Below are 17476 nucleotides of genomic sequence, written 5' to 3' on the forward strand. Positions count from 1 at the left end.
ACGCTAGGCACGGCCGCGCGGTCCGGCGACCGCTGCTGACGCTCCCCTGACGGGGTACGGCCCGATCCTGACGGAATCCTTACGCGCCGCCTGCCAGGGCGCTCGGCCGGGCGGGCCGTACCGGGCTGCCCACGGCGTGGTGGACGTACTCGCGGACCAACCGGAACCCGGCGTGCCACGCCAGCAGGCGGCTGGCGCGGTTGTGCAGGGAGCAGGTCCAGGCGGGGGTGTGGCCCCGGGCGACGACGTCCGCGCACAGGGCGGTGACGCAGGCCAGGCCGAGGTGCAGGCGGCGGCGGTCGGGGACGGTGTACACGGCCACGTCCTCGTGGCCGGTGCCGCGGAAGTAGGTGCAGGCCACGGCGAGGATCCGGCCGGCGCGGGTCACCGCGGCCCAGGCGTGCCCCGAGGCGGCGAGGCCGAGCGGCCCGCCCCAGCTGGCCGAGAGCCAGGAGGCGTCCGGGCCGAGGGCGTCCAGGGCGCCGGTGTCGGCCGGCTCCAGGCGCCGCACGGTCACGGCGTGCGGGACGGTCGCGGGCTGGGGCCGTGCCTGGAGCGTCCAGACCATGCGCTCCCACGGGGTGAGCCGGTCGAAGGCGGCACCGAGGACGGGCAGGAACCGGTCCGGGGCCTCGATCCGGCTGCCGGCCAGCGGGGCGAGCAGTTCCGGCGACAGCCGCTGCGGGCTGCCGCGCAGGACGACGTGCCCGGCGCAGGAGACGGCGACCGCGCGCGGCTGCACGGGCCGGTCGGCCCACCACCGGCCGACGCCGGTGGCCAGCGCGTGCTCGCCGATCGTGGCGGGACCGGGGGCACCGGTGGGGAACCAGCGCGCCAGCGCCCGTGCGTCCGGCGGCGGGATCTCGATCATCGGGCCCTCCTGAGCGTCGACGCCTCGCGGGAGTTCTCTGCGGTGCGCACTTCAGACGGTCCGGCCGACCAGCAGGTCCGCCAGCTTGTTCAGGCGCCGTACCGTGCGGTCCTCGCCGGCCGCCGGGGCCGGGTCGACGCGTTCGGCGCGGTCGTAGTAGGCGCCGTTGACGATCTCGACGGCCGGGTCGCAGAGCCGGACCACGTGCGCGGCACCCTCGGCGGGGGTGGTGCCCTCGTGGGCGTAGAGCGGGAGCAGCGCGGTGTCGCAGACGCCCGGGTGGACGGAGACGGCGGTGACGCGCGGGTCGGCGGCGAAGACCGTGAGGGCGAGCTGCGACTGGGCGTAGGCGGCGAGGCGCGAGTAGCGGCGGGCGCGGTTCGGGTCGGCCCAGCTGATGGAGGCCGTGCGGTGCAGCGAGGAGGACACGTTCACCACCCGGCCGCCGGGGTCGCTGGTCAGCGCCGGCTCCAGCAGGCACGTGAGCAGGTAGTGGGCGAGGAAGTTGACCTGGAAGGCGATCTCGTTGCCGTCGGCGGTGACGGTGTGCCGCTCGGGAGCCGCCATGCCCGCGTTGTTGACGAGGACGTCAAGGTGCGGGTGCTCGGCGACGACCGCGCGGGCGAGGGCCTCGACCTCTTCCAGGTGGGCGAAGTCGGCGCCGTACGAACACAGTTGGGCCGGCGCGATGCCTGCCGTGGCGGCCAGCCGGTCCGCCGCCGCGCGCGCCTCGGTCGCCGTACGGCCGTGCAGCAGCACGGTGGCGCCGCGCTCGGCGAGCTGTCGTGCCGTCTCGTGGCCGATGCCGGAAGTGGCGCCCGTGATCAGGACGGTTCGGGATGAAAGGGGTGCCTGGGTCATGATCCTGTCCGGATGGAGGAGAAGGAGGAGATGAGGGAGGAGAGGGAGAGGGAGGAGCGAGGGGCGCCGGAGCCGGTCACGGCGCCCCTCGGGTCACGGAAAGCGGCGTCGGCGGACGCGGCGTCGGCACGGCGGGCGTCGGCGGGACGCGCTGCCGGCGCGGCGCGGGCGCTTCCGTTCAGCGCGGCGTACGACGCGGCGGCCGAGCGAAGCGAGATGGGGGCACCCCCGGCCGAAGGCTGGGGGAGGGACTCGGCGGCCGGTCGGAAAGGGGCCAGGCGCTGTTCACGCCCTCCATGGAAGCCGCGCCGCTCGGGCCGGGCAAGCCGGAAACGCCTTCCCTGACGGGGCCCTGACGTGCGCATACGTGTCCTTGACGGGGTCAGCCGCGCGGGCGCGGGTCAGCCGAGGCCGGGCACCTGGGAGACGGCCAGGTCGATGACCTTGATGCCGACGAAGGGCAGGACGAGTCCGCCGAGGCCGTAGACGAGCAGGTTGCGGCGCAGCAGGTCGTGGGCGGAGGCGGGGGTGTAGCGCACGCCGCGCAGGGCCAGCGGGATCAGGGCGACGATGATCAGCGCGTTGAAGATGATCGCGGAGGTGATCGCGGAGGTCGGGCTGTGCAGGCCCATCACGTTCAGGGACCTCAGGCCCGGGTACGTGCCCGCGAACATCGCCGGGATGATGGCGAAGTACTTGGCGACGTCGTTCGTGATGGAGAAGGTCGTCAACGCGCCGCGGGTGATGAGGAGTTGCTTGCCGATCTCGACGATCTCGATGAGCTTGGTCGGGTTGGAGTCGAGGTCGACCATGTTGCCGGCCTCCTTGGCGGCCGACGTGCCGGTGTTCATGGCCACGCCGACGTCCGCCTGGGCGAGCGCGGGCGCGTCGTTGGTGCCGTCACCGGTCATCGCGACGAGCTTGCCGCCCTCCTGCTCACGCCTGATCAGCGCGAGCTTGTCCTCGGGGGTCGCCTCGGCCAGGTAGTCGTCCACGCCCGCCTCCTGGGCGATGGCGCGGGCGGTCAGCGGGTTGTCGCCGGTGATCATCACTGTGCGGATGCCCATGCGGCGCAGCTCGGCGAAGCGCTCGCGGATGCCGTCCTTGACGACGTCCTTGAGGTGGATCAGGCCGAGCACGCGCGGCCCGTCCCAGTCGTGCACGGCCACCAGCAGGGGCGTGCCGCCGCCGGCGGCCACCGCGTCGGAGTACCGCTGGGCCTCGGGCGGCACGTGGCCGCCGTACCGGCGCACCCACTCGATGACCTGCCCGGCGGCGCCCTTGCGGACGGCGCACACCGCGCCGTTCGGCCAGCGCAGGTCTACCCCGCTCATCCGGGTCTGCGCGCTGAAGGCGACCCAGTGGGCGTTCGCCAGCGCACCCTGCTCCGGCGTGCGCAGGCCGTGCCGGTTCTTGGCGAGGACGACGACGGAGCGGCCCTCCGGGGTCTCGTCGGCGAGCGACGACAGCTGGGCCGCCTCCGCGAGGTGCGCTTCCCGGACACCGGGCATCGGGACGAAGGCGGCGGCCTCGCGGTTGCCGAGGGTGATGGTGCCGGTCTTGTCGAGCAGCAGGGTGTTCACGTCGCCGGCGGCCTCGACGGCGCGGCCCGACATGGCGAGCACGTTGCGCTGCACCAGCCGGTCCATGCCCGCGATGCCGATCGCCGAGAGCAGGGCGCCGATGGTGGTCGGGATGAGGGTGACGAGGAGGGCGACCAGCACGGTCGTGGACTGGGCGGCGCCCGCGTACGCGCCCATCGGCTGGAGCGCGACCACGACCAGCACGAAGATGACCGTGAGTGAGGCCAGCAGGATGTTGAGCGCTATCTCGTTCGGGGTCTTCTGCCGGGCGGCGCCCTCCACCAGGGCGATCATCCGGTCCAGGAAGCTGTGCCCGGGCCGGGCGCTGACCCGTACCAGGAGCCGGTCGGACAGCACCGTCGTACCGCCGGTGACCCCGCTGCGGTCGCCGCCGGCCTCCCGGATCACCGGCGCGGACTCCCCGGTCACCGCCGATTCGTCCACGGCCGCGACCCCGTCGATGACGTCGCCGTCGGCCGGGATCAGCTCGCCCGCCTCCACGAGTACGACGTCCAGGGGCTTGAGGTCGGTGGCGGCGACGGCCTCCGTGCGGGCGGTGGCGAGGTTCGTGCCGTAGCTCCAGTGCTCCAGCCGCAGCGCCACCGTGTCCGTGCGGGCCCGGCGCAGCGCCTGGGCCTGCGCCTTGCCGCGGCCCTCGGCGACGGCCTCGGCGAGGTTGGCGAAGACGACCGTCAGCCACAGCCAGAGGCTGATGACCCAGGTGAAGACGTCCGGGTGCAGCAGCGCCGACAGCGTGGTCAGGGCCGCGCCGACGGAGACGACGAAGAGCACCGGGTTCTTCACCAGGACCCGGGGATGCAGCTTGTGCAGGGCCTCGGGCAGGGAGCGGACGAGCTGGGCCGGTTCGAACAGCCCGCTCGGCGCCCGGCGCCGCGCCCCGCGCGCCGGTCTCGCCCGGCCTGCGCGCTCGGGGTGTGCCGACGGGGTCTGCTCGGGGGCGGCGGGAAGCATGGACACCTTCGTGCCTTCTGGAGGGGGGTGACAGAGGCAGCGAATCTAACCGCGCCCGCCGCACGGTCCGCCCTGCTCAGCGGGGAATTTGCGGCACTCATACGGCTTCGCCGCCGACGCCGTCAAAAGGCCGTCAAACCGACCTGAGGATGCATCAGGGAACCGTCAACGCCGGCCAAGGGTGGCCGGATCCGGTCGCAGACTGATCGTCAACGGGGGACGGGCGACACCGTCCGTGGCGTGACGTTGGAGGGACCGTGACTCTCACGGCCGGATCAGCGCAGAGTCCTGGCACCGAAGAGGAGGCCGGGGAGAACACTCCGCCACGGAGAGCGGCGGTCGCCCCGCGCGGGGGCAGCCCCGGACCGGGCCAGCGAGGGGGTTCGCGGACGGCCGGACCGGGTCCGGGGCTGCGCCTGCGGCGACAGGCCGAGGCCGCGCGGGCCGCTCTGCGCCGCCGCTACTGGGCCACCGTGCCGGCACGGCTGCGCCTTCTGCGCGTGGCCACGGTCCTGCTCGCGGCCGCCCTCGCCGGACTTCTGCTGGTGGCGGGCCTGGCCCTGACGGGGACATGGGGCGCCGTGGCCGACCGCGACGCGCCCCGCACCACCAGCGCCGCCGACCTCGACCTGGCCCTGAACGACATGGACGCCCAGGCCGCCAACATCCTGCTGTCCAACGGCGACGCGGGACAGGGGCGCCTGACGACGCCGTACACGAAGGCCGTCGGCCACTACGCCGACGCCCGGCGCGAGATCGGGCACGACCTGCGCACCCTCGCCGTCGCGGCGCAGGGCAGCCGGGCCGACGAGAAGACGGTCGAGTCGCTGACGGACGGCTTCGCCGAGTACCAGGAGCTGATCGGCCGGGCTCTGGAGAACGACGGCCACCACGGCGGCAGACCGGCCGCCCTCGCCGACCACCGTCGCGCCACCGACCTGCTGCGCGGCCAACTCCTGCCCGCGGCAAGCGCTTTGGTGTCGTCGAACGACACGGCCTTCGAAGCCGAGTACACGACCGCCCGCTCCGCCCTCTTTGCGCAGTTCGCCGCCGTCCTCGCGCTCGGCGCGGCGCTGCTCGCCGTGCTCGGCGTCCTCCAGTGGTACGTGGCCCGCACCTTCCGCCGTGTCCTCAATCCCGGGCTGCTGGCGGCGACCTGCTGCACTCTGCTCGCGGTGATCCTCGGCGCCCACCTGCTGTCGGCCTCGTCGTCCCACCTGCGGGTGGCCCGGCACGACGCCTTCGACTCCGTCGTCGCCCTCTCCCGCGCCCGCGCCCTCGCCTACGACGCCAACGCCGACGAGAGCCGCTACCTGCTCGACCCGCAGCGCCGCGACCGGTACGCGGACGCCTTCCTCGCCAAGTCCCAGCAGCTGTACGGCCTCACGGGCGCGACCCTGCCGACGTACGACGCACAACTGGCCACCACGTGGCAGGCGTACCGGTCCGACCACCACGACCTGCGTTTCACCGGCGAGTTCCGGCGCGAGCTGGACAACATCACCTTCCCCGGCGAGCGGGCCGCGGCCGAGAGGACCGTGGAGACCTACGCCGTCTACCAGCGCGACGACCGCAGCATCCGCGCGCTGCTCGCGGCCGGCGAGGAACGCGAGGCGGCCGAGTTCTGCACGGGCTGGGAACCGGGCACGTCCAACGCCCACTTCGAGGCCTGGATGGTCGCGCTGGACAAGGTCACGGGCATCAACCGCGCCCACTTCGACGCGTCGGTGGACGAGGGGCGGGCGGCGGTGAGCGATCTGCTGCCGTGGGCGGGCGGCGGTCTGTCGGCCGTGCTGGCCCTGACGGTCCTGGGCCTGCGCCCGAGGCTGGCGGAGTTCCGTTAGACGTCCGTCAGCCGAGCCTCCTCCAGGTCCAGCGCCCGCTGCAGCCGGCGCCGGGTGGTGTCACTGATGGCGTGGCCGTCGTACAGCCGCTGCAGTTCCGCCGTCTCCACCGCTATCAGGTCCCGGCGCAGCTGCCGGTAGACGAGGTCGGCCGACTCGGTCGCCGTGCCCTCCGCGCCGTTGCTCTCGGCCAGCCGGTCCCGGGCGTCCTCCAGGCGGGCGGTGAGGCCACGGCGCAGGCGGTCCAGGACGACGTCGGAGACGACCTCCAGCTCGGCCAGCTCCTCCAGGCGGGCCAGGCCGGCGTGGGCCAGGTGGGAGCGGGCGCGAGCCTCCTCGCGGGCGGTGTGGGCGGGCTCCAGGGCGATGCCGGAGGCGCGCACGACCGGGGCGAGGGTGAAGCCCTGGACGACCAGGGTCACGACCACGACCGACGTGGTCAGGACCAGCACCAGCGGGCGGCCGTCGAGCGGTGTGCCGTCCTTCATGGCCACCGGGATGGACAGCGCGGCGGCCAGCGGCATCACGCCCCGGGTGCCGGCCCACGTCAGCACCACCGGGATCCGCCAGTTCATGCGGCTGATCCCGCCCTTGCGCTGCACGACCGCCGACAGCGGCGCGAGCCACAGCAGCCGTACGGCGATCAGGGTGGCGGCGACCGCGAGGGCGTACAGCGGCCAGGCCCGGTCGCCGTGGGCCAGGGCCCGCACCTGGGCGGGCAGGGCCAGCCCTATCAGGCTGAACACCACGCTCTCCAGCAGGAACACGACCGTGCCGTAGACGGCGTGCAGCTGGAGGCGGATGCGGGCGTTGGTGAGGCGGTCGCCCCGGCCGCCGAGGACCACCCCGGCGACCACGCACGACGTCACGCCGGAGGTGTGCGCGACCTCGGCCAGGAGGTAGGCGGCGTAGGGGGTGACCAGCGCGATCACCGTCTCCAGGACCGGGTCCTCGGTGCGCCGCCGGATCAGGGTGATCACGCCGGCGACCGCCGCGCCGATCACCGTGCCGCCGCCCGCGAGCAGGAAGAACTCGCCGCCCGCCGAGTCCCAGTGGGCGGCGGCCGAGGCGACGGCGATGCCCGCCGCCACCCGGACCAGCACCAGCGAGGTTGCGTCGTTGAACAGGCTCTCCGCCTGCACCAGGACCTGCACCCGCGGCGGCAGCGCGAGCCGGCGGCCCAGCGCGGTGACGGCCACCGGGTCGGTGCTGGCCAGCACCGCGCCCAGCACGAACGCCATCTGCCAGGACAGGGGTGTCACGTACACGGCGACCGCGCCGACGGCCGCCGCCGAGGCGAGGACCAGCCCTATGGCGAGGATCCCGACCGGCTTCCACACCGCGCGCAGTTCCCGCCAGGGCATGTCCTCGGCGCTCGCGTACAGCAGCGGGGGCAGCACGACGAGACCGATGATCTGGGGGCTGATCGCGATCTGCGGGGTGCCCGGCAGCAGGGCCACGGCGAGACCGGCGACCACCAGCAGTGAGGGCGCGGGGATCCGCCAGCGGCGCGCGAACGTGGCGACCAGCGTGGCGAGGACCACGAGGGCGAGAACCGTACCGACGCTGCGCATGCCGTCCCCCGGGGATGCGAAAGGGGATTGCGGAAGCCGCTCCGGCCCCCGGCCGACCAGACTTCCCGGCACACCTGGCCTCACCCTATCGGGCCAGGCCCCATCAAGACAGTGTCAAGGTCCCCGGGGCCCCCGCCAAGGAAGCGCTAACAAGCGCGCGGGCGGGTCGGGGGAAGCGGCTTCCTTGGAGGAAGCACCTTCGAATCAGTCGAATCAGTTGGATCAGCGAGCGGAGCGCGTCGGCGGCGATGAGTGACGTACGGCCCGGACGACTGAAGGTCTACCTCGGGGCGGCCCCGGGAGTCGGCAAGACCTACCGCATGCTCGACGAGGGACGGCGCCGCGCCGCGCGCGGGGCGGACGTGGTGATCGGGTTCGCGGAGTGCCACGGGCGGCCGCAGACCGAGGCCATGCTCGACGGCCTGGAGGCCGTGCCCCGGGCGTCCTGCTCGTACCGGGGCGGGCAGTTCGAGGAGATGGACCTGGCCGCGGTGCTGGCCCGGCGGCCGCACGTGGCGATCGTGGACGAGTTCGCGCACAGCAACATCCCGGGCGCCGGCCGCAACCCCAAGCGCTGGCAGGACATCGAGACCCTGCTGGACGCGGGTGTCGACGTGATCACCGCGCTGAACATCCAGCACCTGGAGTCCCTCAACGACGTGGTCGAGAAGATCACCGGGGTGCCGCAGCACGAGACCGTGCCGGACGAGGTGGTGCGGCGGGCCTGGCAGATCGAGCTGGTGGACATGCCGCCGGAGGGACTGCGCCGGCGGATGGCGCACGGGAACATCTACGCCCCCGAGAAGATCGACGCCGCGCTCGCCAACTACTTCCGGCCCGGCAATCTGACGGCCCTGCGGCAGCTGGCGCTGCTGTGGACGGCCGACCGGGTGGACGAGGCGTTGCAGGAGTACCGGTCGCAGCACGGCATCGGCCGGGTGTGGGAGACCCGGGAGCGGGTCGTCGTGGCCCTGACCGGCGGGCCGGAGGGCGACACGCTCGTCCGGCGGGCCGCCCGCATCGCCGACCGGTCGGCCGGCGGGGATCTGCTCGCCGTCCACGTGGCCCGCAGCGACGGGCTCGCGGCCGGCGGGGTCTCGCACGCCTCCCTGGCCCGGCAGCGCCGGCTCGTGGAGGACCTGGGCGGCAGCTACCACTCGGTCGTCGGTGACGACGTGGCCACCGCCCTGGTGGAGTTCGCGCGCGCCGAGAACGCCACCCAGCTCGTGCTCGGCACCAGCAGACGCGGCCGGCTGGCCCGCTTCCTCACCGGACCCGGCACCGGCGAGACGGTCACCGAGCTGTCCGGGGACATCGACGTCCACCGTGTCACCCACGAACGGGCCGGCCGCGGCACCCTGCTGCCGTCCCGCCGCCGTACGCTCTCGACGGCCCGGCTGATCGCTGGCCCGGTGGCCGGACTGGTGCTGCCGGTCCTGATCACGGCCCTGCTCGCCCAGCTGCGCGGCACGCTCAACCTGACCAGCGAGGCTCTGCTGTTCCTGCTCGCGGTGGTCGGGGTGGCCTGCATAGGCGGCGTGGCTTCGGCGGTGATCGCCTCGATCACGGCGTCCCTGCTGCTCAACTACTGGTTCATCCCGCCCATCGGCGCCTTCACCCTGGACGATCCCAACGCCCTGGTGGCGCTGACGGTGTTCGCGGTCGTGGCGGCCACCGTGGCCGCGGTCGTGGACCGCTCCCTGCGGCTGTCGCGCCGCTCCGCCCGGGCCACGGCCGAGGCGGAGACCATGTCGTCCCTGGCCGGCAGCATCGTGCGCGGCGAGGCGACCATCCCGGCCCTGCTGGAGCGCACCCGCGAGACCTTCGGCATGGAGTCGGCGGACCTGGTCGACGAACCCCCGGACGCGGCGCCCGGGTTGACGGCGGTGCCCGCCGGAGCCGGCGCCTGGCTCGCCCTGCACGGCCGTACCCTCTCCTCCTCCGAGCGCCGGGTGCTGGCCGCGTTCGCCGCGCACGTGGGCTCGGCGGTGGAGCGGGCCCGGCTGGCACAGGCGGCGGCCGAGGTGGAGCCGGTGAAGGCGGCCGACCGGCTGCGTACGGCGCTGCTGCGGGCCGTCGGCCACGACCTGCGCACCCCGCTCGCCGCCGGCTGGGCCGCCGTCACCTCGCTGCGCAGCCGCGACGTCACCTTCACGGCGGAGGACCGCGAGGAACTCCTGTCCACCGCCGACGAGTCGATGGCCAAGCTCAACCGCCTGGTGGAGAACCTCCTCGACCTCAGCCGCCTGGAGGCGGGCGCCCTCACCCTGAACCTGCGGGCCACCTCCCTGGAGGAGGTGCTGCCGCCGGCGCTGGCGGACGTGCCGGACGTCGAGGTGGCGGACGTCGAGGCGATCCCGGCGGTCCTGGCCGACCCGCCGCTGCTGGAGCGGGTGATCGCCAACCTGGTCGGCAACGCCGCCCGCCACACCCCGCCCGGCCGGAAGGTGCTGGTCACGGCCAGCGCGCTGGCGGGGCGGGTGGAACTACGGGTGATCGACCGGGGACCGGGCCTGCCCGCCGACGGCCGCGACCGCCTCTTCGAGCCCTTCCAGCGGCTCGGCGACACCGACAACACCACCGGCCTCGGCCTGGGCCTCGCCCTCGCCCGCGGCCTGACCGAGGCGATGAGCGGCACCCTCAGCCCCGAGGACACCCCGGGCGGCGGACTGACGATGGTGGTCTCGCTGCCGTTCGCGGCGGTGCCGGTGGGCGCCGAACCTTCCGAACAGAGCGTGTAGGAGGTGCCGGCCGGCGGGCGAGACCGAACGGCGCGCCTACGGCAACGGCCACTGCCTGCGCGGCTTCCTGCTCACCCCCGGCCCCGGTTCACCGGCGGCGCCGTCCAGGAAACAGCGCACCGAGCACCCCGCACACCAGCGCGCCGAGGAGCAGGCCGCCCCACGGCGGCCCGCCCGGCCGGTGCGTGAGCGCCGCGTAGGCGAGGAAGCCGAGGCCGCCGCCCAGCAGGAAGCAGCCGAAGCCGCGCAGCCCCAGCCACCAGCGGGGGCGAGCCGTCCGTACGTTCATGCCGGACATGGTGCACGGCACCGGACCCCGGCCCCGCTGCGGCCCCCTACTCCAGCCCCGACACCCTGAACACCCCCAGCGCCGTCTCCCTCTCCACCCGGGACGACAGGCGGTGCAGCGCGGTCTCGCCGCACAGCAGCAGCCCGTCGGCCGTGGCCTGCCGTGCGCCCTGGGCGAGGTGGTGCCACAGGCGCGGGTTGCGGAGCAGGACCTCGGGGTCGATCTCGACCCGGCCGTCCCACGCGTCCCGCAGCAGCAGCCGTTGGGAGACGCCGTCCAGGACGCGGACCGAGATCAGCAGGTCGGTGCGGACGCGGTGTTCGCGGCCCAGCCGGCGCGAGGACAGCCAGTTCGGGCCGGCGGTGACACGGGCGGGACACAGCACGGCGAACAGCAGGACGGAGAGCGCCAGCCACAGCGCCGTACGCCACAGGGCGGCACGGCCGGTGGCCCAGTCGAGCAGGAGCAGCAGGACGAGGGGCAGGGCGGCGCAGCGGACGGCGCTCCACCGCTCCCGTGTCCAGTTCTGGTCGTTCGCCGTCGCGCCGGAGCCCGTCATGCCGCTCACGGTACTGACCTGCGGAAGCCGCCTCGCGCACCTTGACACGGCTCTGACGCGGACCCCCGTCAAGGACACGTCAAGACGGGCCGGTTGGGCGCGAAGATCCCGCAAGGACCGGTCGGATGCGGCCGGAAACAGACAGAACCTGGGTGCGCCCGCGCACGCAAGGCCGCGCACGAACAAGGAGCACGCCCATGTCCGTCCTGACCACCGAGCAGCCGGATGCCGTCCCCGCCGGCGAGGAGCCGCCTGATACCGGCGAACGCCACCGGCTGACGGCCGTCACGGGGCTCGCCGCCCTCTCGCTGGACGCGATGGCGTCGGTGGCCTACGGCCCCGAGGCGATCGTGCTGGTCCTCGCGGCCGCCGGTGCGCACGGACTGGGCTTCACGATGCCCGTCACGCTGGCCATCGCCGCCCTGCTGGCCGTGCTCGTGGCGTCCTACCGGCAGGTCATCGCGGCCTTCCCGGACGGCGGCGGTTCCTACGCCGTGGCGAAGACGCATCTGGGCGCGCGGACGAGCCTGGTGGCCGCCGCCTCGCTGGTCCTGGACTACGTGCTCAACGTCGCCGTCGCCGTCACCGCCGGCGTGGCGGCCCTGACCTCCGCCTTCCCCTCCCTCTACGCCGACCGGCTGTGGCTGTGCCTGGCCGTGCTCGTCCTGATCACGGGCGTCAATCTGCGCGGCATCGTGGAGTCCGCGAAGGCGTTCATCGTGCCGACCGTCGTCTTCGTCGGCTCGATCTTCGTCCTCATCGCCGTGGGGCTGTTCCGCTCCCACCCGGTGAGCACGGCGACGGCGGCCGGGCACGCCTCGGTCCTCGCCGACAACGCCTCCTCCGTGGGCACGCTGCTTCTGCTGAAAGCATTCGCCTCCGGCTGTGCCGCGCTGACCGGCGTGGAGGCCATCGCCAACGCCGTGCCCTCCTTCCGGGTGCCGCGCGTCCGGCGGGCGCAGCGGGCCGAGGTCGCGCTCGGCGCCGTGCTCGGGCTCATGCTGATCGGCCTGTCGGTGCTGATCGGCCGCTTCCACCTCCAGCCGGTCGAGGGCGTCACCGTCCTCGCCCAGCTCGCGGACGCCTCCTTCGGCCACAACTGGGCCTTCTACGTCGTCCAGTTCGCGACGATGCTCCTGCTGGCCCTGTCCGCGAACACCTCCTTCGGCGGGCTGCCGGTGCTGCTGAAGCTGCTCGCCCGCGACAACTACGCCCCGCACGTCTTCGCGCTGAAGGCCGACCGCCAGGTGCACCGGCACGGCGTCCTCGCGCTCGCCGTCGTCTCGGCCGCGCTGCTGGTCTTCTCCGGCGGCGACACCAACACCCTGGTGCCGATGTTCGCGATCGGCGTCTTCGTCGGCTTCACCATCGCGCAGGTGGGCATGGTCCGGCACTGGTGGCTCCAGCAGGGCCCGGGCTGGCGCGGAAAGGCGCTGCTCAACGGCTTCGGTGCCGTCCTCACCGGCGTCGCGACCGTCGTCGTCACGGCGAGCAAGTTCACCGAGGGCGCCTGGCTGATCGTCATCGCGCTGCCGCTGCTGGTCGTCGCCTTCGAGACCGTGCACCGCGCCTACGGCCGGATCGGCGAGCGCCTCGGGCTCGGCCGGATCCCGCAGGCCCCGCACCGCGACCGCTCGCTGGTGGTCGTGCCGGTGTCCACGCTGTCCCGGCTGACCTCCGAGGCGCTGACCGCGGCCGTTTCCCTCGGCGACGAGGTCCGCGCGGTGACCGTCTGCTACCCCGACCCCGAGGACCGGGCCCACCTGCACGCCCTGGAGCGCGCCTGGGCCGACTGGGACCCCGGCGTGGAGCTGGTACGGCTGTCCTGCGCCCGGCGCAGCCTCGGCAGGCCCATCGCCGCGTACGTCCGCGAGGTGGCCGCCGCCGAACCGGGCACCCGGGTCACCGTGCTGATCCCGGAGGCGGAGCCGGAGCGGCTGTGGCAGCGGCTGCTGCAGAACCAGCGGGGCGCGGTCGTCGCCCACGCCGTACGCCGGGAGACGGACGCGGTGATCTGCCGGCTGCGCTTCCGGCTGTGATCACAGGGCTACCCACCGGTATGGGCCGGGGGTCGTAAGAGAGCCGTCAAAGGCGTCGGCGCGGCCGTATGAGAGCCGTCAACGGGGGGTCGGATCCGGCCACACAGGCGCTTTCCTCGTACACGTCCGTTTCAACCGAACCTCACTCCAGGAGTTCGCGATGGCCGATCTGGCCTTCGTCGTCACCGTGCTCGCGGGTTTCGCGCTGGTGGCCCTCGTCGCCAAGGGGGTGACGAAGCTGTGACCGCCGAGAACATCGTCGGCCTCGTCGTGGCCGTCGCCCTGCTGGGCTATCTCGTCCTCGCCCTGATCTTCCCGGAGAGGTTCTGAGAACAGACATGGGTCCCGTACTCGCAGCCGTGCTCCAGCTGCTCGCCCTCATAGGCGCGCTGGCGCTCGTCTACGTCCCCGTCGGCAACTACATGGCCAAGGTCTACGAATCGCGCACGCACCTGCGCATCGAGAAGTGGATCTACAAGGCCATCGGCGCCAACCCCGACGCCGAGATGACCTGGCCCGCGTATCTGCGCGGCGTCCTCGCCTTCTCGGCCGTCAGCGTCCTCTTCCTCTACCTCCTCCAGCGGCTCCAGGGCGTCCTGCCGGGCTCGCTGCACTTCTCCGCGGTCAACCCGGCGCAGTCGTTCAACACGGCCGTCTCGTTCGTGACCAACACGAACTGGCAGTCGTACTACGGCGAGCAGACCATGGGGCACGTCGTGCAGACCGCCGGTCTGGCCGTGCAGAACTTCCTCTCGGCCGCCGTCGGCATCGCCGTCGCCGTCGCCCTCGTGCGCGGCTTCGCCCGCTCGCGCACCGGTGAGCTGGGCAACTTCTGGGCCGACCTGGTGCGCGGCACACTGCGCATCCTGGTGCCGGGCGCGGCCGTCGCCGCGATCGTGCTGGTGGCGTGCGGCGCCATCCAGAACTTCTCCGGCATCCACGAGGTCGGCCAGTTCATGGGCGGCTCGCAGCAGTGGAACGGCGGCGCGGTCGCCTCCCAGGAGGCCATCAAGGAACTGGGCACCAACGGCGGCGGTTACTTCAACGCCAACTCCGCCCACCCCTTCGAGAACCCGACCGGGTTCACCAACCTCTTCGAGATCTTCCTGATCCTCGTCATCCCGTTCGCGCTGACCCGCACCTTCGGCGTGATGGTCGGCAACGTGAAGCAGGGCTACGCGATCCTCGCCACGATGGTCACCATCTGGCTGAGCTTCACCGTCCTCATGATGTGGACCGAGTTCGCCCACCACGGCCCGGCGCTCCAGGCCGCGGGCGGCGCGATGGAGGGCAAGGAGACCCGCTTCGGCGTCGGCGGCTCCTCGATCTTCGCGGTGGCGACGACGCTGACCTCGACCGGTGCGGTGGACTCCTTCCACTCCTCCTTCACCGGCCTGGGCGGCGGCATCACCATGCTGAGCATGATGCTGGGCGAGATCGCGCCCGGCGGCACCGGCTCGGGTCTGTACGGCATGCTGATCATGGCGGTCATCGCGGTGTTCATCGCCGGCCTGATGGTCGGCCGTACGCCCGAGTACCTGGGCAAGAAGATCGGCGGCCGCGAGATGAAGCTCGCCGCCTGCTACATCCTCATCACCCCCGCCCTGGTGCTGGTCTTCACGGCGGCCTCCATGGCCCTGCCGACCCCGCCGCACTCGATGCTGAACTCCGGCGCGCACGGATTCTCCGAGGTGCTGTACGCGTTCACCTCCGCGTCGAACAACAACGGCTCGGCCTTCGCCGGTCTGAACGCGAACACCGACTGGTACAACACCATGACCGGACTCGCGATGCTCCTCGGCCGCTTCCTGCCCATGATCTTCGTCCTGGCGCTGGCCGGCTCGCTCGCCGAGCAGAAGCCGGTCCCGGAGACGGCGGGCACCCTGCGCACCGAGAAGCCGCTGTTCACCGGCCTGCTGGTGGGCGCGATCCTGATCATCACCGGTCTGACCTACTTCCCGGCCCTGGCCCTGGGTCCGCTCGCGGAGGGACTGGCGTCATGACCACTGGCATAGACAAGCAAGAGGACTCGATGTCCACAGCCACTCCCACCCGGGCGCCGCACAGCGACGTCCCCACCGGGCACAAGCCCGCCGAGGGCCGTGTCGGCGCGGGCCTCTTCGACCCCAAGGCACTGGTCAAGTCACTGCCGGACGCCTTCCGCAAGCTCGACCCGCGGGTGATGGTCAAGTCGCCCGTGATGTTCGTGGTGTGGATCGGCTCGGTCCTGACCACCGTCTTCTCCTTCCAGCACCCGGGCGACTGGTTCGGCTGGACCATCAGCGCCTGGCTGTGGCTGACGGTGATCTTCGCCAACCTGGCGGAGGCGGTCGCCGAGGGCCGCGGCAAGGCGCAGGCCGACACCCTGCGCAAGGCCAAGACCGACACCGTCGCGCGCCGGCTGCTCGCGGACGGCACCTCCGAGGAGGAGGTGCCCGGCACCGCGCTGACCATCGGTGACCTGGTCGTCTGCGAGGCCGGGGACGTCATCCCCGGTGACGGCGACGTCGTCGAGGGCGTCGCCTCCGTGGACGAGTCGGCGATCACCGGCGAGTCCGCGCCCGTCATCCGCGAGTCCGGCGGTGACCGGTGCGCCGTCACGGGCGGTACGAAGGTGCTGTCCGACCGGATCGTCATCAAGATCACGACGAAGCCCGGCGAGACCTTCATCGACCGGATGATCAACCTGGTCGAGGGCGCGGCCCGGCAGAAGACGCCGAACGAGATCGCGCTGAACATCCTGCTGGCGTCGCTGACCATCGTCTTCCTGCTGGCCTGCGCCACGCTGCCGCCGTTCGCCACGTACGCGGGCACGCACCTGACCATGGTCGTGCTGGTCGCCCTGCTGGTCTGTTTGATCCCGACCACCATCGGCGCGCTGCTCTCCGCGATCGGCATCGCGGGCATGGACCGGTTGGTGCAGCGCAACGTGCTCGCCATGTCGGGCCGCGCGGTCGAGGCCGCCGGCGACGTCTCCACGCTGCTCCTGGACAAGACCGGCACCATCACCCTGGGCAACCGGCAGGCCGCCGAGTTCGCGCCGGTCAGGGGCACCACCGAGGCGGAGGTCGCGGACGCGGCCCAGCTGTCCTCGCTGGCCGACGAGACCCCCGAGGGCCGTTCCATCGTCGTCCTGGCGAAGGAGAAGTACGGGCTGCGCGAGCGGCACCAGGGCGAGCTGGCCGGGGCCGAGTGGATCGAGTTCACCGCCCAGACCCGTATGTCGGGCGTGGACGTCGACGGCCGCAAGATCCGCAAGGGCGCCACCGCCTCGGTGATCGCCTGGGTGAAGGACGAGGGCGGCACCGTCGCCGAGGACGCCGACGCCATCGCCAACCGGATCTCCGAGGCGGGCGGCACCCCGCTGCTCGTCGCGGTCAACGACGACAAGGGCGCCCGGATCCTGGGTGTCATCTACCTGAAGGACGTCGTCAAGGAGGGCATGCGGGAGCGGTTCGAGGAGCTGCGCCGCATGGGCATCAAGACGGTCATGATCACGGGTGACAACCCGCTGACCGCCAAGGCGATCGCGGAGGAGGCGGGCGTGGACGACTTCCTCGCCGAGGCCACCCCCGAGGACAAGATGGCCCTCATCAAGCGGGAGCAGGCCGGCGGCAAGCTCGTCGCGATGACCGGTGACGGCACCAACGACGCGCCCGCGCTCGCCCAGGCGGACGTCGGCGTGGCCATGAACACCGGCACGTCGGCCGCCAAGGAGGCCGGCAACATGGTCGACCTCGACTCCAACCCGACCAAGCTCATCGAGATCGTCGAGATCGGCAAGCAACTCCTCATCACCCGTGGGGCGTTGACGACCTTCTCCATCGCCAACGACGTCGCGAAGTACTTCGCGATCATCCCGGCGCTGTTCGCGGCGGTCTACCCGGGCCTGGACAAGCTGAACATCATGCACCTGTCCTCGCCCGACTCCGCGATCCTGTCGGCCGTCATCTTCAACGCGCTGATCATCATCGCGCTGGTGCCGCTGTCCCTGAAGGGCGTGCGCTACCGGCCGATGAGCGCGGACAAGATGCTCCGCCGCAACCTCGGGATCTACGGCATCGGCGGCCTGATCGCGCCCTTCATCGGCATCAAGATCATCGACCTGCTCATCTCCCTCATCCCCGGAATCGGCTGATCGCC

Annotated in this window: 12 protein-coding genes; 6 read left to right on the forward strand and 6 right to left on the reverse strand. The window is 72.6% G+C overall.

The window, feature by feature from the left end; translation table 11 throughout:
* Positions 1 to 79 precede the first annotated feature (79 nt).
* From AC4OXY_RS27435 to kdpB (AC4OXY_RS27445), 3 genes are all read right to left on the reverse strand, one after another.
* A complete protein-coding gene (locus tag AC4OXY_RS27435) occupies positions 80 to 871 on the reverse strand; it encodes a GNAT family N-acetyltransferase (protein ID WP_376288021.1) in 792 nt (263 codons plus the stop codon).
* A gap of 51 nt (positions 872 to 922) precedes the next feature.
* Positions 923 to 1732 carry an SDR family NAD(P)-dependent oxidoreductase gene (locus tag AC4OXY_RS27440; RefSeq protein WP_491991244.1) on the reverse strand — a complete coding sequence of 270 codons (810 nt, stop codon included), beginning with the start codon at positions 1730 to 1732 and terminating at the stop codon, positions 923 to 925.
* 401 nt (positions 1733 to 2133) lie between these two features.
* Positions 2134 to 4287 (reverse strand): potassium-transporting ATPase subunit KdpB, encoded by a 2154-nt coding sequence (kdpB, locus tag AC4OXY_RS27445; protein ID WP_491994649.1) that lies wholly within the window; start codon positions 4285 to 4287, stop codon positions 2134 to 2136.
* A 257-nt stretch (positions 4288 to 4544) separates the two neighbouring features.
* On the opposite strand from kdpB (AC4OXY_RS27445), the gene AC4OXY_RS27450 reads away from it, so the two are divergent.
* Entirely contained in the window at positions 4545 to 6131 is a 1587-nt protein-coding gene (locus AC4OXY_RS27450; RefSeq protein WP_376288023.1) for a GlnX family signal transduction membrane protein, read from the forward strand.
* On the opposite strand, the gene AC4OXY_RS27455 is transcribed toward AC4OXY_RS27450, so the two are convergent.
* The gene (locus AC4OXY_RS27455) at positions 6128 to 7705 is read right to left on the reverse strand and encodes a Na+/H+ antiporter (RefSeq protein WP_356029746.1); all 1578 of its coding nucleotides are present in this window, start codon (positions 7703 to 7705) and stop codon (positions 6128 to 6130) included. The genes AC4OXY_RS27450 and AC4OXY_RS27455 overlap by 4 nt on opposite strands.
* Positions 7706 to 7953: 248 nt before the next feature.
* Here AC4OXY_RS27455 and AC4OXY_RS27460 point away from each other — a divergent pair, with 248 nt between their 5' ends.
* Positions 7954 to 10446, forward strand: coding sequence for an ATP-binding protein (locus AC4OXY_RS27460; protein ID WP_376288024.1), 2493 nt, complete (start codon positions 7954 to 7956; stop codon positions 10444 to 10446).
* An 88-nt stretch (positions 10447 to 10534) separates the two neighbouring features.
* Here the strand turns inward: AC4OXY_RS27460 and AC4OXY_RS27465 are convergent, their stop codons facing one another.
* Complete coding sequence (locus AC4OXY_RS27465) at positions 10535 to 10735, reverse strand: hypothetical protein (protein ID WP_356029743.1); 201 nt, start codon at positions 10733 to 10735, stop codon at positions 10535 to 10537.
* Between the two features lie 46 nt (positions 10736 to 10781).
* A complete protein-coding gene (locus AC4OXY_RS27470) occupies positions 10782 to 11294 on the reverse strand; it encodes a hypothetical protein (RefSeq protein ID WP_491991245.1) in 513 nt (170 codons plus the stop codon).
* A gap of 197 nt (positions 11295 to 11491) precedes the next feature.
* Between AC4OXY_RS27470 and AC4OXY_RS27475 the strand changes: the two genes are divergently transcribed.
* The 4 genes from AC4OXY_RS27475 (at position 11492) to kdpB (AC4OXY_RS27490) (ending at position 17471) form a co-directional block, all read left to right on the forward strand.
* Positions 11492 to 13333 (forward strand): APC family permease, encoded by a 1842-nt coding sequence (locus tag AC4OXY_RS27475; RefSeq protein WP_356029740.1) that lies wholly within the window; start codon positions 11492 to 11494, stop codon positions 13331 to 13333.
* Positions 13334 to 13573: 240 nt separating this feature from the next.
* The gene (gene kdpF / locus AC4OXY_RS27480; protein WP_016434100.1) at positions 13574 to 13663 is read left to right on the forward strand and encodes a K(+)-transporting ATPase subunit F; all 90 of its coding nucleotides are present in this window, start codon (positions 13574 to 13576) and stop codon (positions 13661 to 13663) included.
* 8 nt (positions 13664 to 13671) lie between these two features.
* Positions 13672 to 15336 (forward strand): potassium-transporting ATPase subunit KdpA, encoded by a 1665-nt coding sequence (gene kdpA / locus AC4OXY_RS27485; protein WP_491991246.1) that lies wholly within the window; start codon positions 13672 to 13674, stop codon positions 15334 to 15336.
* Positions 15333 to 17471 (forward strand): potassium-transporting ATPase subunit KdpB, encoded by a 2139-nt coding sequence (kdpB, locus tag AC4OXY_RS27490; RefSeq protein WP_356029737.1) that lies wholly within the window; start codon positions 15333 to 15335, stop codon positions 17469 to 17471. The genes kdpA and kdpB (AC4OXY_RS27490) overlap by 4 nt, the downstream gene beginning before the upstream one ends.
* Positions 17472 to 17476: the final 5 nt, after the last annotated feature.

Source organism: Streptomyces sp. HUAS MG56 (assembly GCF_058673395.1).

Coding starts and splice junctions, on each gene's coding strand:
- AC4OXY_RS27435 (WP_376288021.1), bottom strand. CDS start 871: ATGATCGAGATCCCGCCGCCGGACGCACGGGCGCTGGCGCGCTGGTTC.
- AC4OXY_RS27440 (WP_491991244.1), bottom strand. CDS start 1,732: ATGACCCAGGCACCCCTTTCATCCCGAACCGTCCTGATCACGGGCGCC.
- kdpB (WP_491994649.1), bottom strand. CDS start 4,287: ATGCTTCCCGCCGCCCCCGAGCAGACCCCGTCGGCACACCCCGAGCGC.
- AC4OXY_RS27455 (WP_356029746.1), bottom strand. CDS start 7,705: ATGCGCAGCGTCGGTACGGTTCTCGCCCTCGTGGTCCTCGCCACGCTG.
- AC4OXY_RS27460 (WP_376288024.1), top strand. CDS start 7,954: ATGAGTGACGTACGGCCCGGACGACTGAAGGTCTACCTCGGGGCGGCC.
- AC4OXY_RS27465 (WP_356029743.1), bottom strand. CDS start 10,735: ATGAACGTACGGACGGCTCGCCCCCGCTGGTGGCTGGGGCTGCGCGGC.
- AC4OXY_RS27470 (WP_491991245.1), bottom strand. CDS start 11,294: ATGACGGGCTCCGGCGCGACGGCGAACGACCAGAACTGGACACGGGAG.
- AC4OXY_RS27475 (WP_356029740.1), top strand. CDS start 11,492: ATGTCCGTCCTGACCACCGAGCAGCCGGATGCCGTCCCCGCCGGCGAG.
- kdpA (WP_491991246.1), top strand. CDS start 13,672: ATGGGTCCCGTACTCGCAGCCGTGCTCCAGCTGCTCGCCCTCATAGGC.
- kdpB (WP_356029737.1), top strand. CDS start 15,333: ATGACCACTGGCATAGACAAGCAAGAGGACTCGATGTCCACAGCCACT.